Source organism: Streptomyces sp. HNM0645, from assembly GCF_030056615.1.
Taxonomy (GTDB): Bacteria; Actinomycetota; Actinomycetes; order Streptomycetales; family Streptomycetaceae; genus Streptomyces; species Streptomyces marianii.
The window spans coordinates 45,062-67,912 of record NZ_JASHLT010000028.1; the positions used below are offsets into that span (position 1 = coordinate 45,062).

17 protein-coding genes and 3 pseudogenes are annotated in these 22,851 nt (G+C 67.9%); 13 read left to right on the forward strand and 7 right to left on the reverse strand.

From position 1 onward, the window contains the following. Positions 1 to 129: 129 nt before the first annotated feature. A complete protein-coding gene (locus QMZ92_RS20610) occupies positions 130 to 900 on the reverse strand; it encodes a VOC family protein (RefSeq protein WP_283298898.1) in 771 nt (256 codons plus the stop codon). Between the two features lie 564 nt (positions 901 to 1,464). On the opposite strand from QMZ92_RS20610, the pseudogene rsgA reads away from it, so the two are divergent. The 9 genes and pseudogenes from rsgA to QMZ92_RS20655 all read left to right on the forward strand — a co-directional run. Continuing rightward, a pseudogene (gene rsgA / locus QMZ92_RS20615) lies at positions 1,465 to 1,864 on the forward strand (GTPase RsgA); the annotation flags it as partial. Between the two features lie 76 nt (positions 1,865 to 1,940). After that, a complete protein-coding gene (locus QMZ92_RS20620) occupies positions 1,941 to 3,536 on the forward strand; it encodes a recombinase family protein (protein WP_283298856.1) in 1,596 nt (531 codons plus the stop codon). Between the two features lie 313 nt (positions 3,537 to 3,849). Next, complete coding sequence (locus QMZ92_RS20625) at positions 3,850 to 7,341, forward strand: HelD family protein (protein ID WP_283298857.1); 3,492 nt, start codon at positions 3,850 to 3,852, stop codon at positions 7,339 to 7,341. A 149-nt stretch (positions 7,342 to 7,490) separates the two neighbouring features. Continuing rightward, positions 7,491 to 9,149 (forward strand): hypothetical protein, encoded by a 1,659-nt coding sequence (locus QMZ92_RS20630; RefSeq protein ID WP_283298858.1) that lies wholly within the window; start codon positions 7,491 to 7,493, stop codon positions 9,147 to 9,149. Then, positions 9,146 to 9,748 carry a hypothetical protein gene (locus QMZ92_RS20635; protein WP_283298859.1) on the forward strand — a complete coding sequence of 201 codons (603 nt, stop codon included), beginning with the start codon at positions 9,146 to 9,148 and terminating at the stop codon, positions 9,746 to 9,748. The genes QMZ92_RS20630 and QMZ92_RS20635 overlap by 4 nt, the downstream gene beginning before the upstream one ends. Continuing rightward, on the forward strand, positions 9,745 to 11,790 hold the full coding sequence (locus QMZ92_RS20640; RefSeq protein WP_283298860.1) for an Hsp70 family protein: 2,046 nt from the start codon (positions 9,745 to 9,747) through the stop codon (positions 11,788 to 11,790). Before QMZ92_RS20635 ends, QMZ92_RS20640 begins: the two co-directional genes overlap by 4 nt. A 59-nt stretch (positions 11,791 to 11,849) precedes the next feature. Beyond that, entirely contained in the window at positions 11,850 to 12,065 is a 216-nt protein-coding gene (locus QMZ92_RS20645) for a hypothetical protein (RefSeq protein WP_283298861.1), read from the forward strand. A 286-nt stretch (positions 12,066 to 12,351) separates the two neighbouring features. Continuing rightward, positions 12,352 to 13,260 (forward strand): nucleotidyltransferase domain-containing protein, encoded by a 909-nt coding sequence (locus QMZ92_RS20650; RefSeq protein WP_283298862.1) that lies wholly within the window; start codon positions 12,352 to 12,354, stop codon positions 13,258 to 13,260. Between the two features lie 8 nt (positions 13,261 to 13,268). Continuing rightward, positions 13,269 to 13,901 carry a Cap15 family cyclic dinucleotide receptor domain-containing protein gene (locus tag QMZ92_RS20655; RefSeq protein WP_283298863.1) on the forward strand — a complete coding sequence of 211 codons (633 nt, stop codon included), beginning with the start codon at positions 13,269 to 13,271 and terminating at the stop codon, positions 13,899 to 13,901. Positions 13,902 to 14,179: 278 nt separating this feature from the next. Here QMZ92_RS20655 and QMZ92_RS20660 read toward each other — a convergent pair whose 3' ends face one another. Both QMZ92_RS20660 and QMZ92_RS20665 read right to left on the reverse strand, forming a co-directional pair. Further along, positions 14,180 to 15,067 carry a phosphotransferase family protein gene (locus QMZ92_RS20660; protein ID WP_283298864.1) on the reverse strand — a complete coding sequence of 296 codons (888 nt, stop codon included), beginning with the start codon at positions 15,065 to 15,067 and terminating at the stop codon, positions 14,180 to 14,182. Continuing rightward, complete coding sequence (locus QMZ92_RS20665) at positions 15,064 to 16,452, reverse strand: helix-turn-helix domain-containing protein (RefSeq protein WP_283298865.1); 1,389 nt, start codon at positions 16,450 to 16,452, stop codon at positions 15,064 to 15,066. The genes QMZ92_RS20660 and QMZ92_RS20665 overlap by 4 nt, the downstream gene beginning before the upstream one ends. A 175-nt stretch (positions 16,453 to 16,627) precedes the next feature. Here QMZ92_RS20665 and QMZ92_RS20670 point away from each other — a divergent pair, with 175 nt between their 5' ends. The 4 genes and pseudogenes from QMZ92_RS20670 to QMZ92_RS20685 all read left to right on the forward strand — a co-directional run. After that, positions 16,628 to 17,101 carry an ATP-binding protein gene (locus tag QMZ92_RS20670; protein WP_283298866.1) on the forward strand — a complete coding sequence of 158 codons (474 nt, stop codon included), beginning with the start codon at positions 16,628 to 16,630 and terminating at the stop codon, positions 17,099 to 17,101. A 36-nt stretch (positions 17,102 to 17,137) separates the two neighbouring features. Continuing rightward, on the forward strand, positions 17,138 to 17,590 hold the full coding sequence (locus QMZ92_RS20675; protein WP_283298867.1) for a DUF6415 family natural product biosynthesis protein: 453 nt from the start codon (positions 17,138 to 17,140) through the stop codon (positions 17,588 to 17,590). Positions 17,591 to 17,657: 67 nt separating this feature from the next. After that, a pseudogene (locus tag QMZ92_RS20680) lies at positions 17,658 to 18,065 on the forward strand (DUF6302 family protein); the annotation flags it as partial. A 44-nt stretch (positions 18,066 to 18,109) separates the two neighbouring features. Continuing rightward, positions 18,110 to 18,232, forward strand: a pseudogene (locus QMZ92_RS20685) (DUF5999 family protein); the annotation flags it as partial. 93 nt (positions 18,233 to 18,325) lie between these two features. On the opposite strand, the gene QMZ92_RS20690 reads toward QMZ92_RS20685, so the two are convergent. From QMZ92_RS20690 to QMZ92_RS20705, 4 genes are all read right to left on the reverse strand, one after another. After that, positions 18,326 to 18,844 (reverse strand): P-loop nucleotide/nucleoside kinase family protein, encoded by a 519-nt coding sequence (locus QMZ92_RS20690; RefSeq protein ID WP_283298868.1) that lies wholly within the window; start codon positions 18,842 to 18,844, stop codon positions 18,326 to 18,328. A 90-nt stretch (positions 18,845 to 18,934) separates the two neighbouring features. Beyond that, the gene (locus tag QMZ92_RS20695; RefSeq protein ID WP_283298869.1) at positions 18,935 to 19,351 is read right to left on the reverse strand and encodes a DUF6262 family protein; all 417 of its coding nucleotides are present in this window, start codon (positions 19,349 to 19,351) and stop codon (positions 18,935 to 18,937) included. Then, on the reverse strand, positions 19,338 to 21,626 hold the full coding sequence (locus QMZ92_RS20700) for a tyrosine-type recombinase/integrase (RefSeq protein WP_283298870.1): 2,289 nt from the start codon (positions 21,624 to 21,626) through the stop codon (positions 19,338 to 19,340). Before QMZ92_RS20700 ends, QMZ92_RS20695 begins: the two co-directional genes overlap by 14 nt. After that, entirely contained in the window at positions 21,623 to 22,741 is a 1,119-nt protein-coding gene (locus tag QMZ92_RS20705; RefSeq protein ID WP_283298871.1) for a tyrosine-type recombinase/integrase, read from the reverse strand. Before QMZ92_RS20705 ends, QMZ92_RS20700 begins: the two co-directional genes overlap by 4 nt. Positions 22,742 to 22,851: the final 110 nt, after the last annotated feature.

The following is a 22,851-nucleotide window of genomic DNA, read 5'->3' on the forward strand; positions in this document are numbered from 1 at the left end:
AGCGGGCCGGAGCGGTGAAACATCACACACCTCACCTCGTATGTGCCTGAAATCACATACGAGGTGAGGTGTGTGCGCGTCGGAGGAGTGGGCTCCCCGAGGCTCGGGTCACCGGCGGGGGGTCGTGCGTCAGGAGGGGTCGTCCTCGGCGGACGACAGATGGAAGAGTGCCCCCTCGGGGTCGCGGATCGTCGCCGTTCGCCCGAGCGGCGTCTCCTGCGGGGGAGTCACGACGGTGCCGTTCGCCGCGGCCGCGCGGGCCGTCGCCCCGTCCACGTCGTCGCGGCAGAAGTGGACGTGCCACTGGGGGCGGATCGCCGCCTCCGTCGACTCCGGAACGCCGCCGTACATCCCCGCCACCGTGCGGCCCCCGGCCCGCAGCATCACCCGGTCGTGCTCGTAGCGCACGTCGACGACGTCCGGATGGGCGTCCCATTCGAACACCCCGCCGTAGAACAGTGCGGACGCGAACGGGTCCCTGGTGTGCAACTCCAGCCATGCCACGGCGCCGGTTCCCCGGCCCGCCTGCCACTCCGGGGAGGCCGGTCCCTCCCAGATGCAGAACGCCGCGTCCAGCGGATCGGCCGCCCAGGCGATCCGCCCCCGGCCGAACGCCAACGGTCCCACGGCGACCGTCCCGCCCCGCTCCCGCACACGTCCGGCCGCCGCGTCGGCGCTCTCGGCCACGAAGTACGCCGTCCAGGCGACCGGCAGCCGGACCCCCATGCTCTCCGCGGACTCCACGAGACCGGCGACCGGTTCGCCGTCCGCGTGGGCGACCACGTACCCGTCCGCCTGGACGTCGGGCGCGAACTCCCAGCCGAACACCGCGCCGTAGAAGTCCTGGGCGGCCCGCATGTCCTGCGTCGTCAGGCTCACCCAGCACGGCGTGCCCGGCACCCCGGGTGAAGTGCTCGCCACGGCCGCTCACCTCATTCGCGTCATTCGTGTTCGTCCCGCGGCAGGGACGGGCCGGGACAGACGGCCACCGGGCAGGGGTGGGTGGCCGCTGCGCCGCTGCTCCCTGACACCCTTCAACAGAATCGGGGCGGTCGCCACCGCAGCGGGCCGCCGCCGACGCCCGGCGGCGGAGTACCGAAAGACGCGTTGGCCCGGTGCCGGCGACCGGCTAGTGTGGCCTCGCCGCCGTGCGCGAGGCACGGCCATGGGCATCGAGAAACACACGGAGGTGAGGACGTTGATGACGGTCACCGTGCCGGGCGCTGCCCGGAACCCGAAATTCATCACCCCCATTTCCGTGGCCACCGGCTGACCTGCTCCTTTCTTGCCGTATGGCGTACGCCGTACGCGTGCGTGCGTTGCCGGGGCCACCCGTGTGAAGGATCTCCCTTGTCTCTCCCCTCCTCCGCCCACTCCTCTTCCGAAACTCCCTCCGCTCCCTCCGCGTCCTCCTCCCCGCGCTTTCTCCGGGGCGCCTCCGTCACCGACCGCGGAGCGGCGCACCTGCTCGCCTCCTACGGCTGGGACGGCGACCTCACGGTGCGCGCCGTACGCCGAACGCGGAATGGTGCCCGGGCGGGTCGTACGGGTCGACCGGGACCAGTGCGACGTCGTCACCGCGGCCGGGACCGTCCGCGCCGACACGGCGCTCGTCACCCCGCACGACCCGCTGCGTGTGATCTGCACCGGCGACTGGGCGGTCGTCGACCCCGAGGGCGGCATCCCCCGCTACGTACGGGCGTACCTGCCGCGGCGCACCGCCTTCGTGCGCTCCACCTCGTCCCGGCGGTCCGAGGGGCAGATCCTCGCCGCCAACGTCGATCACGCGATCATCGCCGTCTCGCTCGCCGTCGAGCCGGACCTCGGACGGATCGAACGGTTCCTGGCGCTGGCCTGGGAGAGCGCCGAGTAGTACACACCAGCCCTCACCTGCACAGATGCCGTTTGGAGCGGCCGGATCTGTGAGGTAGGAGGGCACTATGGCGAAGAAGACGGCAGAGGAGTTCCGGGACGGTTCTCCCGAGGAGCTGGCGGGAAAGACCCCGGAGGAGCTGGTCGACCTCTACCTGCGCCGCAGCAAGAAGAGGGAGACACTCGAGACCCTCAAGCAGCACGCGCGCGACCTGCGCCGGGAGATGGCTCTGCAGGGGCTCACCGTCCGGAAGGTCTGGCTGGAGCAGCGGAGCGCTTCCAAGCAGCACGTGCGGCGCGAGAAGCTCGAAGGCGCGATGGCCGCCGTCATGGACGGCAAGATCAAGACGCTCGCCGTCTGGAAGACGGACCGCTTCGACCGACGGGGCATGGCTGCCATAGGCACGGCTCTGGACGAGTTCGACCGCCGGCAGGCTCGGCTCTTCGTACTCCAGGAACGCCTGGACTCCAGCCAGCCGGGTGCCCGCATCGTCTTCGCGATCCTGGCCGAACGCGCACGCGAGGAGATCAAGGACCTCACCCTGCGGGTGACGACCGGCAAGAACGCGGCACGCACCGCCGGCCGCTGGCCGGGCGGTCGCACACCGTACGGCGTCCGGTCTCCCCTGGGGTCGGGACACATCGAACCGGACCCTGCCGAGTACCCGCACGCCCGTCGCATCGCGGACGAGTTGCTGGCCGGGAAGTCCGCGATGCGCGTGGCCCACGACCTGGAGCGGGACGGCATCCGGACGCGCGACGGCGCCCGCTGGGACGCCCGCGCGATCACGCGCATGGTGCGCTCGACGGCATGGGCCGGCCTGCTGCCGACCAAGGAGAGGCGGTTCGACGAGCACGGCCAGCCCCTCGACGTCTGGGTGCCCTCGGCCGAGCCCGTGCGGGACGCCGAAGGGAATCCGGTGGTGATCGGGACCGGTGTCGTCAGCCCGGGGGAGCGGCTCCGGATCCTCGCGCTGATCGAGGCGAGGATCACGAAGATGGGCGGGGGATCACGCGGGAAACGCCCGCACGCCACCTTTCTCGGAGGCATCTTCTCCTGCCCGTACTGCGGGAAGGGCATGACCGGCAGTGGCAGCGGCAGCGCCCGCAGCCTCATGTACAGGTGCCGCACCCGATCGGTGTACGGCAAGGACGCCTGCCCCGGCGTGGTGGTCCGCGCGCCGCGTATGGACGCGGCGGTCGAGGCGATGTGGCTGAGCCACGTCTCGGCTCTCGAACACGGATCCCCGGGCCTCGACGCCATCGTCCGGCGTTGGGCGGTTTTCCACGACGTGGAGAAGGAACAGCGCCGCAAGGAGGTCATGGCCGGCCTCGACGCGGCGAGGACACGCCGCGACAAACTGGAACACGACTTCTACGTGGAAGGCACGTTGTCCGAAGACCGGTTCAAGACGTTGGCAGCCGAGCAGTCGGCGGTGATCGAGTCACTCGACCTCGAAGCGGCCGAACTCGCACGCGAAGCTGACCTCTCGGTCTTCTTCGCGGACGGAGAGGCGCTGGCGGACGCGTGGGCGGAGTCGACGATGGCAGACCGGCGCATGCTCCTGGGCTGCGTCCTGAAGTCGTTGACGATCGTTCCCGCACGGTTCCCGGGGGACCGCACCCCGATTCTCAGCCGGGTCGTTCCCCAGTGGGTCGCCTGACATATTTCGCGATGCTGTGATCCCGGAACAGGGAGAACCCTGTTCCGGAGGAATCTGCGAGAGGTGGTACATCTGTCAGACGAGGGAGAGCGCCCAGCTTCTGATGCTCCTCGGCAGGATGACCGCTGCGCAGAGTACGGGGGAGCCCGCTGTCGTGGAGAGCCGCCCAGAGGGCTGATTCTTCTGGAGCAGCGCCAAGCAACGATCAACGCGCACTTACAGTAGGAGCATCCGCCGTGCTCGCTGGCCCGTTGCGTTGCATGCGGTTGGAGGGGGAAGAGCGAGGATGCCGAAGCGCACCCGACGTGCAACTGTGCTTGCTGCTGAACAGCGTGCGGTCGACCGCGCGTATTCCTGCCTGGAGCGGGCCCGGCAGGAGGCGTCGGAGCTGAGCGGCCTCGACGTCGCGGCCAGCGGCAAGGACTCCATCGATGCCCGGCGGACCTGGGAGCGGGAGCTGGCGTCGCTCGACATCGGAGGCAAGTCCCTCGTCTTCATGAGGGCCGATGTCGACGAGGGTGAGGGCCGCGAGACGTTCTACGTTGGTCGGCGCGTGGTGCGCGACGAGCAGCGGAATCCCGTCGTGGTCTCCTGGAGTTCGCAGGCCGCGGTGAACTGGCGGCTGACCAGCGAGCGGGATCCGGGGCAGGTGCGGCTGTTGCGCCAAATCATCTGTGATCAGCAGGTGGTCAAGCGCTATCTTGATCTCCACGGGGCGGAAGCGGAACCACCGGCGGTACCGGTCGCCGTCGACGCGCCGGATACAGGGACCGAGGAATCGGCGTGGCGTGATCCGCTCCTCGACGAGATGGACCGTGCGCGTGATGGCTCGATGCACGACATCGTCGAGACCATCCAGCGGGAACAGCTTCGGCTCGTGGCGGAGGAGCCTGCGGGCGTGCTCGTGATCCAGGGCGGTCCGGGCACGGGCAAGACGGCGGTCGGCCTGCACCGCGTGACCTGGCTGCTGGACAACAAGCACCGGACCGCCAAGGAAATCCTCGTCATCGGCCCTAATCGGGGATTCCTCGACTACGTGGGCGTCACCCTGTCCGAACTCGGCAGCGACGACGTGTCGATGCTCGAACTTCCCGCGCTCTGGTCGGCGGCAGCGTCGCCCCGAGATCCCCGTCCGATTGCCGCGGTGAAGGCCGATCCGAGGATGGCCGCGGTGCTGCGCAGGGCCGTCGACTGCGAGACGACGAGCTCGGTGGACCGGCTGACCGCGCTCGTGGGCGGGCCGGTCTTCACCTTCGAGCTGAACCGGCGCGAAGTCGTTGTCCCTGTGGAGGAGATAGCGGAGATCGCTGCTGCGGCGCTGGTCGGCGACAGTCCGTACCAGGTGCGTCGGGAGCGCTGCACACAGCGGATCACGCAGCACCTGACCGATGTCTACGTTGGGCTGCTGCCAGGCCCTGCCGACATCGACTACCTGGCCGTGACGGCCAGGGCCCGCCCCGTCGTACGCCTCCTCAAGCGGATCTGCCCCAGCCTTGCGGCCCAGGACATTCTGCGGGGCCTGTTCTCCGGTGGGGCCAGCCTCAGCCGCGCCGCCGAGGGCATTCTGTCGGCCGCCGAACAGGATCTGCTCACCGCACCCCGCCAGGGAGCCGGTCCGGGGAGCCGTACGGCGCGCTCGCGGACGGAACTGAGCCGCGAAGACATGGTCCTTCTCGATGAGCTGGAATACGTACTGGGCGGACGCCCCCAGAAGGTGTACGGGCACCTGGTCATCGACGAAGCACAGGACGTCACACCGATGGAGGCCAGGGCCTTGGCACGGCGCTGCCCCAGCGGTTCGATGACGGTGCTCGGCGACCTCGCGCAGTCGACCGGGCCCTACCTCCACCAGGACTGGGACGGGCTCGGGGCGGTGCTCGCCGGCCAGGGCGGATGGCGGGTCACCCAACTGCTCACGGGGTTCCGTGTACCAGGAGAGGTCATGGACTTCGTGGCCCGGCTGGGCGAGCACTGCGCACCCGGCGTGACAGTGCCCGACTCGGTGCGCGACACGGGCGCGGGCGTCACCGTGATCCAGGGGGCGGAGGTAGGCACTCTGGCCGCTGAGGCCGTGGCACGGCTACGGGCGAGCGCACCTGCCGGAGCGGATGAACGCTCGATCGGCGTGATCGTGCCGCCGGGCGGCGAGTGGGCCAGCGATATCGCGCGCGCGTTTGGTTCGGAGAGTCTCGGGAACCTTGCCGTCCTCACCCCGGCTGAGGCGAAGGGTCTCGAGTTCGACCACGTCGTCGTGGTGGAGCCTGCCGAGATCGTCACAGACGAGGCTGTAGGCCCGAGGCATTTGTATGTCGCGCTGACGCGGTGTACCCAGTCGCTGACCGTCGTCCACGCCCTGCCCCTGCCCCCGCAGATCGGAGGCCCGGACCGCCTTCCCGCGCCCACTGCCACATCCGCTCCTTCGCCGTCCCCTCATGAGGCGGAGGGCTCGGTCGCGGATCCTGCGGCGAGCCTGTGCAGCAGGTACTTCGCTGACGGGACTCCGTGCACCCATTCCACTCACCACCCAGACAAGTGGTGCAGGACGGCCCCCTGCGGGGGCTTCCGCACGGCTGAACCGGTGGTCGTGGCCCAGCCCCGGCGGCTTGCTCCAATCGTCGATGCGCAGGACCAGGGCCGTCTCAACCTCGATGCACGGCAGCGTGCCGCCGTGCGGGTCAGCTCGGGGGCGTGCGGGGCCTTCGTCGTACGGCACCGGGGCGGCCTACGCGAAGCGGCGGTGGAATTGCACACCATGCTGGCCGCGTTCGTCGAGCGGGCCCGGCACCTGCGCGCCGCAGACGGCACCTGGGTGCTAGACCTCGAGGGATTCCGCATCGTACTCAGTCCCGAGGCCGACACGATCACGGGCTACGACGCGGTGCACGCGGAGCGGAGCTTCGCGCAGTTCGAGGAGGGCGTCGCTTCCCGGGTGGGCAAGGAGGCCCGGGCCGCGCGGAGATCGGCGCTGACCGCGCCGGTGAGGGAGAGCGGACCACTGCTCGGTGCCGAGGAACCGGTCCGCCTGCTCGAGGCAGAAGCGGTGCACGCCACCGCCTCCGCCTGCGCCGGATACGAGCGGGTGGGGCAGATTCGCGGTATGGCCGATGAAACTTTCGTACGCGCGATGCGTGGAGCGCTCGCCGATGATCTGCGGACTGCGGATATCGAGTTGTTCGAGACCCGTGTCATCGTCAAGGGCAGCCACTTCCAGTGGCGGCTCTCGCCCGACGGCCGCTCCCTGCTGACCGTGAGCGAACCCGGTACGGACTACCGCAGACCGCCGGCCGTCACCGACTCCCTTCCCGAGCCCCGAAGGACGACCATGTCCCCCACCGACCCGGCACCCCTGCTCGTCGAAGAGGAGCAGGCGAAGGAAGACCAGCCGGCCGCAGCGAGCAGCAACCTGGAACACCTGGTGGTCGCCCGCACGGTGGCGGCGCGGTCGGACCGGTCCCACGAAGCGCTCCGGCACCGCCTGCTCGCCGACCTCTACGACAGTGCGTCGGAGGTCGGGGAGAGCGCCTTCGTGGACGCCTGGTGCACGCGGGCTGACGGCACCGTGCTCTTCGACGTACTGGGCAGCGAGGACAGCACATACCCGTCCATCCGGGAGTCAGTGCTCCACCTCATGGAGGTGTCCCACCTGCGTACGGAAGGCCAGGCGGAGTTCCTCGTCGTCGTGTTGGGCGGCGAACCGGCGGAGCCATGGGTGGTTGACGCGGTCGATGGCGCTTTCAGCGTGCTCCTCACCTGGCGAGCCGACGGGACCTGGGCTGGGCCGGGCGCGCGGCACATCGCACCCTAGTGAGGGTGTCTGCCGCCACCTGAGAAGACCTGTCAAAATACGATGCAGGTTTCGAACGCGGGAGACGAGCGGGGCGCATGGGGAACGAGGACGCTTCGGCCGATCGGATCGGTGGATTCGGAGCGGGGGCACCGCCGTTTACGGAGTCGGTGACACGCGCTGAGATGGTCGAGGCGTGGCGGGCTCGGCGGTCCGCCCGACGCTCCGCCGCGGTCACCAGTTCCGGGGGCGTGGTCGACGGATTCGCGTTGCGCAAGTGGCGCAGGGCCGGGGTCTTCGGTGCGGAGGCGGTGGCGCGTGTCGAGGATGTGCTGCGCGGGCTGCTGGAGTCCACGAACGCCGAGGACGAAACCCTGCGGTGGGGCGCCGACACCGTTCGTTCCTGTCTGGACGGACAGCCGACACCCCAACTTGTCCACGCCGTTAAGGCCCTGCTCGAAGCCGTCGAACCGGGCCGGGCCGTCGAGCAGACCGCCGCCGTGCTCTCCACCGTCTACGAAGTCGGCCTGCCCTGGCTCTCCCCGGCTGGTGAGCGCCGACTCGCGGTAATCATGGGAGCGGTCCCGGCGGCTGACCTCGGCACGGACAACATCCCCCGCGGTGCTGAGGCGGATCCCACCGGTGCTTTCGTGCTTCAGCAGGCTCTTGCCCGCGGGAACCTGAAAGAGTTGTCCACGCACCATCTGGGGGCCATCGTCCCCTGGGCGCCCCTAGGCATCATCGACGACCTGATCGAGGCAGGCGTATTGGACCGCGGCCATCAGCCGTGGGCCCTGCGGGCGGACGCCGACGAACAGCGTTACCTGCTTGCCAGGCTCGCACCGGAGAAGACGGATGCCGCCCTTGCCCGCTCGCTCGGCTGGGACGAGCCCGGCGAGCGGGAGGCGTTCCTGGCGGGCGACCCGGTCCAGCCGGCACCGGGCAGCCTCTACGACCTGCTCCTGCGTGTCGCGGATGGTGAGACGGACGTCCTCAAGGAACTCGAGAGGCTGCTGCCTCGCGAGCTGGTGCTTCGCCTGCGCAAGGTGCGCGATGGCGCAGTCACGGGCTCCTGGGACCCGGACATCCCCGCCGACCGCGGGCTGTGGCGGCTGATGTGCTCCCTGTGGGAGCCGAGGGCCGCGGTAAATCCGGCGCGCGGGCCGTTCTACGCCCTCGTGGCGCTGCGGCATGCCTACGACCTGATCTGCCAGGGCGAGAGGAAGAAAGCCCAGGCACAGGTGGACAAGCTCGTCGATCACGAAGGCGCGTCAGCCGAGCACGCGGCTGAGGCGTGGAACATGTTCGCCTACCTTGCTCTGCTCAATGACGATCTCGACCTCGCCTACGTCTCGCTGGCGCGTGTCGCCCGAACCGACCGGCGGGTCGAGGAGAACCTGGCTCTGCTGGACCGTCGGCGGGGGACCAGGCGCAACGATCGGGACCAGCCCGCCAATCCGTATCTGGAGCTGGGGCTGCCGCACAAGAGTGAGCAGTGGAAGCACCAGTGGCGCGAGCGCAGACGGGCCGACCGGGACGACCTCGACCTGGCGGCGCAGGCCAACTGGGCGAAGCGCCGGATTGAGCAGGCCGAGCGGACCGAGGACTGGTCCGACTTCTTCGTGCTGCCGCTGGATCCTGCGTCCCTGCGACTGCCCACGGTGCGACCGAGGTCCCTGACGCCGGGACCCGTCGCGATGCCGCGCCGGACCACGCACCGGGCCGACGCTGACCTCGCAGCGATACGCAACCGCGCGATCGCCGATCTTCTCCCCACCCTGCTGACTGCGCCCCGGCGCCCCGATCACGACCACAGGACGACTTCATGAGCAGCGAGTCCGCACGCCGCAAGAGCAGCCTGAACGCGGCCGGACAGGCCAAGAAGCCCACGGGGCGGACCCGCCGCAAGGAGAACCAGGAGTTCGCGGCGGACATGAAACTGCGCACCCTCAGGCCGGAGGAACTCCTTCATCCGGCGCAGCTCCTCGCCCGATTCACCGAGCGAGCTTCGGAGCTGATCGCGCAGCTTCCGCAGGACGCCCGTCCAACCCCCGCCACAGTCAACGCGGCGCTGCGTCAGGGGGTGCTGGAGGCATTCAGGACGCGGGACGAGCACATCGCGCGGCTGGTCGAGACCGACGTCCTCGCGAGCACGCCCGAACAGGGAGCGAAGGCCATCCGCCGGGCGGTGCGCGCCTCCCTCATCGACATGGGGGTCCGTGTGGTCGAGGAGGCCGACGAGCAGGAACTCTTCGTCGTCGTCGAGGGCGAAGGCGAGGGATTCGAGCTGCTCCGGCCGGCCTACGTGGACCAGGCGACGGACAAGCTGCTGCTCGCCGGCCAACTCCGCCGCATCCCAGCCCCGAGGACCCTGGCGGAGCGTGACGGGACCAGTGCGGCGGACGTGCGGGGAGACGATGCCAAGTGACCTCGACAGGAATCGACTTCGGTACGACCAATTCCGTCGTGGCCCAGTGGCAGGGCGACGACGCCGAGGTACTGCCACTCGACGCCCACCACATCGATGCCGACTGGCGGCGGCCCGGGTTTGAACAGCTCTTCCCCTCGGTCGTGGGTGTCAGCTCGCTTCGACGCGGCCCCTTGTTCGGCTGGGAGGCCAAGCTCCGCTCCGAGGAGGCGGCCGAAGCCTGCAAACGTCTCCTCAAGAGCGACGAGTACGTGACCATCCAGGGCAGGCGTTTCGCGGCGACCACCGTCGCGGCGGGTGTATTCACCGCCATGCGCGACGGCGCCCAGCACAACCTCACCGACATCGATCGCGCCGTCATTACTGTGCCCGCCAACGCGACGGGCGCCGCCCGGTATCGGACCAGGGCAGCGGCGCGGTTCGCCGGCATCGAGGTACAGGCTCTGCTCAACGAGCCGACAGCGGCTGCCATCTCGTACGTCCACGACTTCCGCGAGGACTCCCAGATCCTGGTCTTCGACTGGGGCGGTGGCACCATCGATGTGACCGTGCTCGACTACTCGGACGGGTTCTTCGAGGAGCGCGCGTCACGCGGAGTGACAGAGCTCGGCGGCCTGGAGATCGACCGGCGGCTGCGTGAACTCGTGCTCGAGCGAGCGCCTGCGCGCAGGGCCTGGACTCCGGCACAGGAGCGCCAGTTCCGGCTGGACGTGGAGCGGAACAAGATCCTGCTTTCCTCCCAGCCGTCCGTCACGGTGGTCACCCCCGACGGTGTCGGCGTCGAGATCCACCAGGGCGAACTGGAGGAGGCAATCGGCGACCTCGTCGACCGCGCCCTCGGGCCTGTGGAGCAGTGCCTGAAGGACCTGCACATGGCCCCGCTCGACGTGGATGAGATCCTCATGATCGGCGGTACGAGCCAGATCCCCAGCGTGCGGGCCGCGGTCGCCGAGGCACTCCAGACGGAGCCCGTGCCTACCGAACTGTGCGATCCGATGACAGCGGTCGCGCGCGGCGCGTCGATCGCGGCGGCTGTGCTCGCCGGTGAGACCGAAGGAGTCATCCAGGTCGCCACCAGCCATGCCCTCGGCACGATGGTCAAGGACTCCTCGGGACGCAAGCGGTTCAGCCAGATCATCCCCAGGAATTCGCCGCTGCCCTGGAAGGAGCGCAAGAGCTACACGCCGCAGAAGGACCACGCGCGGAAGCTGTCCGTGGAGATCTGGGAGGGCGACCCGGACAAGGAGCTCGCCCACCGCGACAACGTGCAGCTCACCGAACTCACCCTCACGTACCCCACGCCGCGGGTCCGCGACGAGTCCCGCTTCGACCTGGAGTACACGTACGACTCCAACGGCCTGCTCCACGTCAAGGCCACCCTGGAGCACACGGGCGAGGTCGTGGTCGACCAAGAGGTCGAGAGCTTCGGTTCGGGTGGCCCCACGCCCGAGGTCCGGAAAGAGCTGGGCCGCCTGCTGAAGGGCAACTCGAATCCGGACCCCCTCGGGACGGCAGCCTCGGCCGCAGGCGCCCGCCCCGTTCCCGCGCCTCCGAAGGCGCGTCCGGTGCCGCTCGACGGTGGCCCGCACACCGTAGTCGTCGACGGCTCCAACCTCGCCTGGATCGGTCGTTCACCGGTCCGTCCGGGGGTCTACGAAGACGACGATCACCCGAGTTTCTCTCAGCTTCAGGCCGCGCGGGCGGCGCTGGCCAAGAAGTACCCGCAGGCCGACATTCATGTCGTGGTCGACGCCAGCTTCCGGCACAAGGTCGCGAACGCGGAACGTGAGGCCGTGGAGGCCGCCCTTAGCAAGGGAGACATCATCCAGCCGCCAGCCGGCACCGAGGGCAAGGGCGACGCCCTCGTGGCAGTCATCGCGGATGAATCCGGCGCGATGGTCGTGACGAACGACAACTTTGCGGAGTTGCAAGGCCGCTATCCCTGGCTTCGGGAGAAGGGCCGGGTCCTGGGCGCCACCTGCTCCAAAGGGGGCTGGTTCTTCACCGAACGTACCTGTGTGGCGCCGCGGGGGCGCGGGTAAGGGCCGCCACCGGGCGCTATTGATCAGAAACGGTTCGGGTTCTGGGCCCTTGATGGGGCGTGAGCGATCTGGTGGGGGACGCGCGGCATCTGTCGCCGTCGGCGCAGGAGGCCCTGCGGCTGCGGGCGATCGCCGCAGCGTATCCGGCGTCCGTGGTGGGGAACTCGGCGTCGGAGGATGTGGCCGCCCCGGTCGGTGATGACAGCGGCGTTGATCGTGTCCGCGTGGAAGTCCACTCCGCTGAACACCGACTCCGGTTCAGTGGGCGGGCGTGATCGTCACGGTCATCCTGTCAGCTGCCTTCCGGGCCGGAGGTGACGCCGGCCGGGTGGGTCAGACAGGACATTGAGGGGGCCTCTGGCCAAGCTCCTATCAGGTCATGTTCCACCTGGCCGGAGCCATGGAGAACGGGTCCCGGCAGCCGGACAGAACAGTCGCAGGACAGTCCAGCAGGACGTCAGTCAGACCCTGAGCCACGACCACCGGAACCCGCTACGAGTATCAAAGTCAGACCCTGCTCGTAGGCTTCCGATGGGGTAGGGCGGAAGCAGGGAGGGGTTCATGGCGAAGCAGCTGACTAACGCGCAGCGACTCGATCTGATCAGTAAGTGGAAGGTTCCACCGGGGCGCTCAGAGCAGGATCGGCTGGAGCGTGCGGAACGCATGGTGAAGGAAGCGGTCCGTCAGCACGCGCCGTTCCAGGGCCTCGACATCACGGTGGCGGCCAAGGGGTCCTACCCCAACAAAACCAACGTCCGCGGCGACAGCGACGTGGACATCATGGTGAAGCTCAACGACCCCGTTCACGTTGACGGGATGGCGGCATGGTGGTTCGGCCAGCCCCCCAGCTACACGGGCCCGTGGACCAAGGACAAGCTTCGCCAGGAAGTCCATGTCGCGCTCGCCGATCACTTCGGCTCGGTGGACGCGGACCACAACCTCGCCTTCTACATCCCCGAGGTCTCCGGCAGCCGTCCAAGCATCGACGTGGTGCCCTGCTTCAAATGGGTAGTGCGCGACCAGACGGCTCCGGAGGGCCAGTACGAGGGGAGCGTCGTCTATGGCCGTGACGGCAAGAAGGTCATCAACTGGCCCGAGCTCCAGCTTGCCAACGGCCGTGAGAAGAACGCCAACACCAAGCGTCGGTACAAGTTCGTGGTACGCGTGCTCAAGAACGTGGAGAACGACCTGGCGGAGGAGGGCGTGATCAAGGCGCTGCCGTCGTACTTCTCCGAGTGCCTCGTCTACAACGTGCCGGACCGGATCTTGCTCGCCGGCGACTTCGACGACGCGGTCCGCGCGAGCCTCCTGGAGATCCACCGGCAGCTCACGAGCACCTGGTTTGGCGCCCAGCGCATGGTGGAGCCGAACAAGATGAAGAAGGTCTTCGGCACAGGCCAGAAATGGGACGAGAAGGACGCTCAGAACCTGATCGTGTCCGCCTGGCGATACCTCAACTACGAGAGCTGATGATGAACGTGGCCAGCACCATCCGAACTGGCGCCACCATCGCCGCCACCCTCTACACGGTCGCCCTGCTCGTCCTCGGCTTGTACCCCTCCGAGTTCCGGTACCTCTTCGCCTACATTCCAGCCCTCGTTGGGTACGGCGTGCTCGTCTTCGACAAGTGGGCTTGGCGCTGGCCTGGTATCCATCGCTTCACCAGCAAACCCTGGGTCACCGGCACATGGCGCGTAACCCTCCGCCCGAGCCCCGATAGCCACATACCCGAAGGGGGAAACCGGGGACCGATCACCACCTACATGACGATCGAGCAGACCTTCTGGAGCCTGCACGCTACCCTCCGGACGAGGGAGAGCACCTCGCGGTCGAGTAACGCGACCATCGGCGCCCCCGAGAACTCCGGGACCGCCGAGATCGGTTTCCTGTACGACAACACCCCCCGCGTGGAGCATCAGCATCGCAGCCCCCGCCATGAGGGGGCCTGCCGCATAACGGTGACGGGTCTCAAGCCCATGGCTGCCACCGGGCACTACTACACCAGTCGGTTGACCGCCGGCGACATGGACTTCACCTTGCTCAACCGCTCCACCGAGTACGGCACGTTTGCCGAGGCCAAGGCCGTCGACCCTGATGGGGCCGCCGATTGACTACCACCGCTGGCGCAGCTACGCCACTCTTACTACTCGGCATGATCGAGCCGGTCGTCCTTCTTCCCGGAGACGAGGCCGAGGAGACGTCCCCCGAGCTGGAGCCGGAGCTCTGGGGCTCCCGCTGAATGTGCTGGCGCTCGTCAGTGCCACAACCCGATCACCCCCGAGGGGTACCCCTACGCGCCGCCGTAGGACACCGAAAAGCTGTGCCGTCGGTGCTTCCAGTGGAAGTTGGAGTTCATCGGAGTCATCTGAGCTAGCCGATCGGCCTTTCGTCAGAAAATTCCCTTCCATGACCACGGCCGCGGGCCGGATCGACCGCGCAGGCAGTCGATCCGGTGCTGCGCCTGCACCCTCCACTCCACGTGGCTGGCCGCGTGCTGGGCCGCGTATGTCACCATCCGCAGCTCTCGGGCGCGCGCGAGGAGGGAGTACCCCTCCCACTCCGTCACGTCGTACCCGTAGACCTCACAGAACTGGTCGTATTCGCGCATGCTGACCGCGCCCGTGGTCATCGCTCGTACCGCAGTGGACACCAGATCCCACTCCGGAGGGCCTACAGAGAAACGCTCCAGGTCCATCATCAGGACGCCGTCGGCCGTGCGGACGATGTTGCCGGGCCAGGCGTCGCCGTGCACAGCCCGGTCGGGTAGACCGGCCGGCCGTTCGGCCCATGCGGCTGAGAGGTCTCGGTGTAGGCCGTGCAGCCACTCTTTGTCCTCGCTGCTGATCGTGGTGGCTGCTTGCAGTCGTTCGCTGACTCGGACGAAGGGATCGAGGTATCCCAGGTCGATGTCCGGTGTGGGCAAGGAGTGGAGCTGGGACAGGAGGCGAGCGACGTCTTCGACGGATCCGTGCTCCTGCGGCGGGAGCTCCACCCAGAAGGTCACGGGTCTATCGTCTGCGGTGATCGGCTGCTCCACGTCGAACAGGCGAACGGCGGCGACGGCCTCCTGGGCGAGCCAGCGCGCGACGCGTACCTCACGAGCCGTCGCAGCGCCTTGGCCCTCGCGCGCGATTCGTACGATCACTCGCTGACCGGGGAGCCGCCATATCTGGTTCTCGGCCAGACGAAGCGGCTCCGCCTCCCCAGCGTCCAGCCCGGCCGCAGCACACGCCTGCTCCAGGACCTGGCGCGCGGGTGCTGCTGCCGAAGTGGTCATGCGGAAACCGTAGCGGCGATGCGCTCTCGCAGCCCCGTTGCCTCTGGAACCCTCCGATGCTTCGAAGCGAAGTTGCCGAGCTGCCGCAGATCATCGGCGGCCCGCCGGGAAGTGAGTCGGCCGACCTCGTCCAGGGCGTGATGACCGAGTGCCGCCGCCTGGCGCGGGTCACCCTTGGCCATGATCAGAGAGGCCAGCTTGGTCCGTGAGATCGCCCGCGACCGCTTGTAGGCGTCCGCGTGCCCTTTCACGGCCGTGTCGAAGCGGCGCGCTGCCCGACCGGGGTCCTGCCCGGCGAGCACGGCGAGATCGAACAGGGCGTGGGCTGTGTCCCCGTTGTGCTGCGCCTCGTCGTAGTAGGCCATCCACGGCGCGTCTTCGGCAGGACACGCACGGGCGAACGCCTCATCCGCAGCGCCGACAGCCGCCATCGTGTCGCGCACGTTGCCCATCTTCCCGAAGGCTCGGGCCCGTGCGGTGTGGAGCATCGCTTGCTCCGTCGCGGTCAGGCGGTCGGAGCGGACGAGCCCCTTCTCGGCGTAGGTCAGGCCGTCATCGGGTGCTCCGATCCAGACGGCCTGCCGTGCGAGGAACGAGTACGTCTTGGCCCGCAGATGCCAGTGCCCGGCCTCCTCAGCGCAGTCTGCTGCGAACCGGAACGTCCGGGTGGCTTCATCGTGGTGATAGGCGTCGAAGGCGGAGGCGCCCACCACGATCCCGAGTCGGGATACAGCGGCGAACAACTCGGTGCGTAGGTGCTCGGGGCACTGGGCTTGCAGCAGGCCGGCCGACCACTGCATCGCACGACTGGCCACGTCACGGACCATGCCGCCGCCGCCCAGCTCGTTGTCCATGCCGCTGATGGCGGTGGCAGCAGCCAGAACCTGATCGATGTGACTCGGCTTGACGGTTGCTGGAAGGGACTCGGAGGAGGCGAAGAGGTTGGTGAGGTCGAGGGGGGCTATGGCGGCGAGGCCGCTCAGGTGGAGGAACGAGCGTCGAATCACGGGCTCATGGCTCCCAGGGCGCGGAGTGGGTTCGTCTCTGCCCAGGATGCGGCCTGCCGACGCCTGGGCGGGGCTCGCCTTCCCGCGCGTGGGAGGCTTATCGGCATCAGGCCGCTTTTTCTCGGCATCGCGGTTGCCGAAGACCATCGGCCACGCGCGATCGAACAGCCCACCGGTGCGCAGGATGTCGTCGAGCCGTTGAGCGACATCACGGCGGCAGCTGGGGTACTTGCCCTTCTCGATCGACAAGATCATGTCGTCGCTGACCTGCACTAACCGGCCCAACTCCTTGGCGGACAGGCCCTGCTCAAGGCGGAGTCTGCGCAGCTCGTTTCCGAACCATTCCTGGGGGGACGCCCCCGGGTCGAGCTGCTTCATTGGCTGCGGCATGGTCTGTCCCCGAAGTCGTTGATGCCGAACTCTGCGGCTCTCGGCATCAGGCTCTGCACGCGCTCGGCGCGCTCTGCCTAAATGGTTGCTGATCGGTTCCAGCCCAGTACACACCGCAACTCACCCCCGCTGAAGGGGTTCTGGCAGAACGGAGGAAGCAACGATGGAACTGCTCGTCAACACCACCGAGCGGGATGCTTCTGTTCGAGCCATGTCCAGAAGCGTGGACGCCCAACTCGACATGATCTTCGACGTCCGCGCGGAGGATCTGGGAACCGTGCGGGACATCGTTGCAGCCCACCTTCGCTGGTGGCGCATCGACGCCGGCACCGTGCACCGCTTGCTGACCGTGGTCAACGAACTCCTCACCAACGTCTTGCAGCACACGCTCGCGGGCGCGGACGGACACCGGATGGCCAGCCTCCTCCTCCAGAAGGTGCCGGATGGTGTCACCGCCGTCGTCCGTGACCAGGACCCCAGCCTGCCCATGTACGCGACGCCGGACCTTATGGCCGAAGACGGACGCGGGTTGCTGCTGCTGAGGGCCTTGGCAGACGACACGTCCGTCTCTGTGACCCCCGCGGGCAAGGACGTGTGGGTTTTCATAGGGCTCCCGGAAGAGATCGAGCACCCCTAGTCCCCGGCCAGCACCTGGTCCCTTTCAGGAGTCCCGATGCCCCTCAGCGTTCTGGTTCCGGACAACGACGTGGTCCCTTCGCCCACCGGCGAGCCCAAGGCACCGCAGTGGATGCCCCCACTCGACGCAGACGGCCTGCGGTCGGTCCTGGAACGCATCAAGGACTGGAAGCCGTTCGATGTGGAGGAGGTCTTCGACGATCTCGACACCGCCATCGGCAACCATCCGCCGGCCGCCGCGGCGACCGACACCCTGATCGACCGCCTTCGCGGGCACGTGAAGCAACTCAGTGACATCGCCGTGGCCGACGACAAGTACCCGCCCACCACGGAGATGGTTCAGCTCGTCGAGCGAGGGCGCCCCCTGCGCGAAGAGCGCACGCCGCCCGACCATCAGCAGGCCGTCGGCCTCGCTCGCCGCCTGGCCTTCGTCACCTCAGACCTGGTCGAAGCACTGATCGAAGCCCGATACATCAAGGAGGCGGAGTGATGCACAACCCCAACTCCGCCAGACACCCGGTCGTGACAGCCACGGCGGTAGGCGACCCACAAGACGCTACGACTACGACTACTACGTCCGGCGGCTCGAGGACACCTGGCTCGTGGAGAAGAGCATTGCGGTACGCATCATGCGCATGCCGTTCCTCGCGGTACCTGTCGGAGGAACACGGCGAGGCGGGTACTACCCCGTGCCGTGCATCTGCTTCGGGCTCGCGGTCCGTGACCTCATCCGAGAGCACGCCGGCTTCCCGGACCTGCGGCTGCACTGGTCGCAGGATCCGGAAACCAGCGACGTCGTCGAGTGGGGAGAGAACCCCCCGAGGCTCTGGGGCAACGACGACGACACCACCCTTGGCCGCTTCTACGGCTACAGCGAAACGGCCATCGCCGCCTTCACACGGCGGCGGCACCCCACGACTCCCTCTTCGGCCATGCCCGAACCGTGTCCCCCCACGGCACCGTAGCTCGCCGAAGAGGGCCCAACTTCCCACCCGAGAGGACGAGCACCATGTGTGCGCACAACCCGCCGTGCCCCACGGCTGAGGACCCCGACAGGGAGCCCGCACACTCCCTTGCGCACCGGCCTGAGCAGGGTTGGAGCCTGCTGTGCAACGGAGTGCTTCTCTTCGAGGTTATGTCGATCTCTGCGGTCTCTGGCGCCTGTGACCTGCTGGTTTGCGAGACGGACATGTCGATGTCGGGTGATCGAATCATCTCCAGTCGCTCAGCTGGAAACGCTGCTCGCGATCGTCTGCGCAACTTGGGTGGGCGAGAGGTGAGTGGTGTCAACGACTTCGGCTTCTCGACGCAGCCAGGTCAGGGCGTCCTGGTAGCGAGGAATGTGGTCCAGGCGCCATTGCCGAGCGCCGGTTTCGACCATGTCGCTCTCGATGCGTTGGGCCAGCGTGTCTGGATCGGTGTGCAGCACGTAGTGCCGCACCGGAATGCCAGCCTTCGCCAACCCGGCGTGGATCTCTCCCCAGTACTGCTCGACCAGCACCGACTGGGGGATTACGAGCACTCCGCCGACGAAGTCGAGGACCTGCGACGCGGTCTCCACGACCAGACCACGCCATGGCGGCCACTCCTGGAAGTCCTTGACGGGAACGGAGTTGAGGACATGCCTCAGCATGAAGCCGACGGTCTCGGAGTCGAAGACCCTTGCGTCTGGAAGGAGCGCGGCAAGTTCCTTCGAGGTCGTCGTCTTGCCGGCGCCGAAGGTCCCGTTCAGCCAAATGATCATGCTGGTGACCCTATCTGGGGGGACGGAGTCACTGTTGGCGTCCCGGACAGGTCCGGTCTGCGCAGTACCCCCGCCGACGTGTCGCGAGAGTCAGCGGTGCTCAGCAGGTCCATTCGATGGCGCGGCCGTCAGGGTGCGGAGGCGGCGGATTTCGCCGTGGGCGGTTTCCAGTTTCCGGGTGAGATCAGCGACCCGGTCACGAAGTTGCCGGTTGCGGTCGAGAGCGGTCTCCAGCCTGCGTTGCAGGGAGGCGTCCGTGGCCGCATGTCGTGGGTTCCGGTGTGGGGCAGGGGCTCGCTGTTGGAGCTGGTTGATCGCGGTGATGAGGTCGGTCTGCGTGTATAGCCAGGACCGGGAGACACGGGCGGTGCTCGCGATGCCGACGACCGTGGGTCGCTCGCTGCGGCGGGCAGCGGCCTTGACCGCTTCCTCGGCTCGCTCGCGTGCCTGCTTACTGCGTGCTTTCGAGGCTTCGATGAGGAAGCGGGCGTTGTCAGCCGGTGGCATCGAGATCGGTCACCTTCCCGCCGGCCACGATCTGCTGAGGTCCGGCTTGTTCCAGGGCATCGATGATGGTGTCGAGCTTTCCGAGCGTGCGGGTGTTCTTCTCGGCGATCCGGGAGAGCCCGGCCCTCTCTGCATCGCCGATGAGCTTGCGGGTCTCATCGCGCTGACGTCGGTGCTGGTCGAGGAAGTCGCCGGTTGTGATGAAGAACCGGCAGTCCAGACATGGGTTGGCGTACTCGCAGTCGGTCTGGATAGGGGCCCCGCAGTACCCATTGGGGAGACTGACCTTGGCGCGAACGAGGGACAGACGCATCCAGGCAGCGTCGGCGAGCGGATGGTCGGTGGGCAGTTCGACAGGTTCGCCGTCGGCGTCGACCTTGAGGGCCCTCTCCCAGTGCTCGCGCAGGGTCTTCTGGTGGAGCCGCGCGTAGACGGCCGTCATTTCCGGCGACATGTGGTCAAGCAGCTGCTGGACGATGTACTGCGGGACGTTGGCGTTGATCAGCCGGGTGCCCAGCGTGTGCCGGAACTGGTGGAAGGTGACCCGCGCGGAGCGTCCGTGTTCGTCGAGGAGACGAATGCGCTGCAGCCAGTTCTCCATGAGGCTGCGGCACCAGCTGTCCGAGATGGGTTTGCTGCCGTTGAGGTTTGCCTGCCCGCTGGGGAACAGGAAGCGGCTCCCGGCCGGGAAGCTCGACTCGACACGGCGTTGCTGTTCTGCGATCTCGTCTGCCAGGTCCTGGCTGATCGGGAAGAACGCGGCACGTCCGTGAATCTTGTGGTTGATCCAGGCCAGGTAGGGGGCGCCCGTGTCGTCGTGTGTGACGCAGTCGAATCGAAGGCGCCGGGCGTCCTTCATGCGCAGGCCGCAGGAGATCAGCAGGGGAATCATGAGGCGGAGATCATCACTGGGGATCAGTGCCAGGTTGGAGGGATTCTCCAGCTGGCGCATGAGGTGCTCGGAGATCCAGCGCGGCTTGGCCGGCGGCAAGGCCGGGGCGTCGTTGTAGACGACGGCGTTGCGCGGGAGGTCCGGCTGCCAGTCGTGAGCCCGGGTATCTGTGAGCAACCGGCTCAGCGCGTTGACCGCGGTCCGGCGGGTGTAGACGTCCGGGTAGTCGATGCCCAGGAGGGCGATCCATGTCTCGATCCGTGCGCGTGTCAGGTCGGCGGGCGCTGCGTTCGGCGGGAGATGCCTGGCGAAGTGGACCAGGGAGCGGAGATTGTTCGCCACGGTGTTGACGCTGATACCCGTACTGATCCGCCACCGGCACCACCGCTTGATCAGCTCGCGAAGCCAAAGCTGGGGGATGCCCCCAAAGCGCAGGTAGCGCGACTCGCCCTCTGCCAGGGCGAGATGGCGCAGGTCCCAGGTCTCGCGCGGATACTGGTCGGCCCACGGGTCATCGGCAATGAGCAGGTGTTCCAGTGCGAAGCGGGTGTCCGCGATGAAGCGGAAGGCCACCACGTTGTGGGTCGAACGCTGGCCGTCGGGCCTGGCGGGGGCGACGTAGTCCCGCCAGCGGGCTTCGCTCCAGTCCACGAGGCTGGTGACCGGTGCCTGACACGCCCAGGTGACCGCGCGGCGCACGTCTCGGGCGGGGGTGAAACGCAGCCCTTCATCGAGGCGGTGCTGGAGTCCGAACTGGAACTCCAGGCGGAGTGCGGCGGCGAGCCGGCCGAGGCGGATCTTCGGGTCGCCGCGGTGGGCGAGGTCGTCGTACCAACTGCTGAGATCAGGGCGACCGTGCTTGCGCCACCGGCTGTGGTGCGTGTGACACAGCGATGCGTTGGTGCTGTCGGTCCAGCGCGGGCAGTCGGGGAACTCGCAGGACCGTTCCGCGGCCTGGGGCCCCTGGGGTGGCTGGTAGGTGGTCCGTCCGACCCAGTCCTCGAAGTCTGGCCGTCCCGCGTGGTTCCAGCGCGAGGCATGTCGGTGACACAGGGCGTGAGCGGCTCTGGCCCGGTTGCATCCGGGGAGCAAACAGTCCAGCACCTGGTTGCGCTGCCGCAGCCGCGCGTCCACTTGCACGGACCAGCTGTCCAGGTCGGCCGGTCGGCCGGCTGCCACCCAGTGGTGATGGTGGGTGCGGCACAGCAGCAGCCTGCCCATGGTCAGCGTGGTCGGGCAGGACGGGATGCGGCACTCCCCCGGGAAGAACGTCGGGCTGTCACGAGGGGGACGGAACACGTCGGCCCGGAACTCCGGCCGAACTGTCTCCATCAGCTTCGCCAGAAGCCCAGCCGAGCCCCGGTGCATCTGGGGTGTGTTCACCGCTCTGGAATCCCGTCCTTGATGACCCCAGCAGAGAGGAGCACCCTGCGATGATCTTCGACACTGAGGTGGCTGTAGATCTCCGCGGTTGTCTGCGAACTGGCGTGGCCGAGGAGCTCGGCCACGACTTCGATCGGAACCTTGGCCCGCAGCAGTCGTGTGGCGTAGGTGTGCCGACACGCGTGCGGAGAGAAATGGGCAATGCCGGTCCACTTCTTCAGGCGTCCCACGAGCTCGTTGACGTTCGCCCGGGTCATCGGGGAGCCGATCGGTGCACGGAAGAGGTTGGCGAACACGAAGTCGCAGTCCAGAGCGCCGTACTCGCTCTCCATGTAGGTGGCGTAGCGGTCGAAGAGTTCCGGACTCACCGGCACGGTCCGACCCTTCATCCCCTTGACCCGAGCGCGGTTCGGATTGTTCTCCCGCGGAACGATGTAGATCTCGCCCTTGCGGAGGTTGAGGTCGCCATGCCGCAGGCCCAGGGCCTCGCTGATCCGCAGACCCGAGTCGTCCAGGAGGGCGACGAGGAACTGGTCCCGTCGCCGCGTGCAGGCTCGCATCAGCCGCTGCACCTCGTCACCGGTGAGGGTCTTCGGCGGCTTGCGGTGCGCATGAATACGGATCGGGCTGTGCTCGACTTCCCTGCCACGCTGGGTGTGCACCAGCATCGGCATATAGGTGCCGGTCGGCTGCCTGGCCAGCAGGTTTCCCAGCAGCGCGGGAACGCTCTCATCCCGCCGGGCGTGGAACCGGTAGAAGGACGCGAGCGCCGCCCGTTTCCGCTGCAGCGTGGTGCTCTCCAGCGCCGGACCGACATCCGGCAGCACGAACACACCGGCCGCTCGGGCCGGCTTCGGCCGGCGCAGCCAGTCGAAGAACTGGGCAAGGACCTCCAGCCGCACCCGCCGGAAGTCGAGGCGTACCTGCTCCAGCCAGACGAAGAAGTCCCTCAGGTCGTAGGCGTAGCCCTGGACAGTGTTCGGCGACGCGCCCGTCGCGGCCAGGTACGCGAGGAAGTCCTCCACGGCATCAACGGGCAAGCCGTCGTCTCCCACCACGGTGTACGAGAGCGGCCCGTCATCGGACAGCCGCAGCCTCTGCACTGCGAACGACACACCACACCCCAGGCCGATATGGACAGGCGAACAGAACCCGTCCATGAAGCACTGAAAGGCCCTTGGATGGCAGCGAGTTGGACGTCAAAGACACTCGGAAGACTGATCGG

Bases quoted from the DNA above. Each gene is read 5' to 3' on its own strand.
- QMZ92_RS20670 (WP_283298866.1), top strand. From the start codon at position 16,628: ATGGAACTGCTCGTCAACACCACCGAGCGGGATGCTTCTGTTCGAGCC.
- QMZ92_RS20620 (WP_283298856.1), top strand. From the start codon at position 1,941: ATGGCGAAGAAGACGGCAGAGGAGTTCCGGGACGGTTCTCCCGAGGAG.
- QMZ92_RS20695 (WP_283298869.1), bottom strand. From the start codon at position 19,351: ATGCCACCGGCTGACAACGCCCGCTTCCTCATCGAAGCCTCGAAAGCA.
- QMZ92_RS20675 (WP_283298867.1), top strand. From the start codon at position 17,138: ATGCCCCTCAGCGTTCTGGTTCCGGACAACGACGTGGTCCCTTCGCCC.
- QMZ92_RS20665 (WP_283298865.1), bottom strand. From the start codon at position 16,452: ATGAAGCAGCTCGACCCGGGGGCGTCCCCCCAGGAATGGTTCGGAAAC.
- QMZ92_RS20635 (WP_283298859.1), top strand. From the start codon at position 9,146: ATGAGCAGCGAGTCCGCACGCCGCAAGAGCAGCCTGAACGCGGCCGGA.
- QMZ92_RS20660 (WP_283298864.1), bottom strand. From the start codon at position 15,067: ATGACCACTTCGGCAGCAGCACCCGCGCGCCAGGTCCTGGAGCAGGCG.
- QMZ92_RS20690 (WP_283298868.1), bottom strand. From the start codon at position 18,844: ATGATCATTTGGCTGAACGGGACCTTCGGCGCCGGCAAGACGACGACC.
- QMZ92_RS20650 (WP_283298862.1), top strand. From the start codon at position 12,352: ATGGCGAAGCAGCTGACTAACGCGCAGCGACTCGATCTGATCAGTAAG.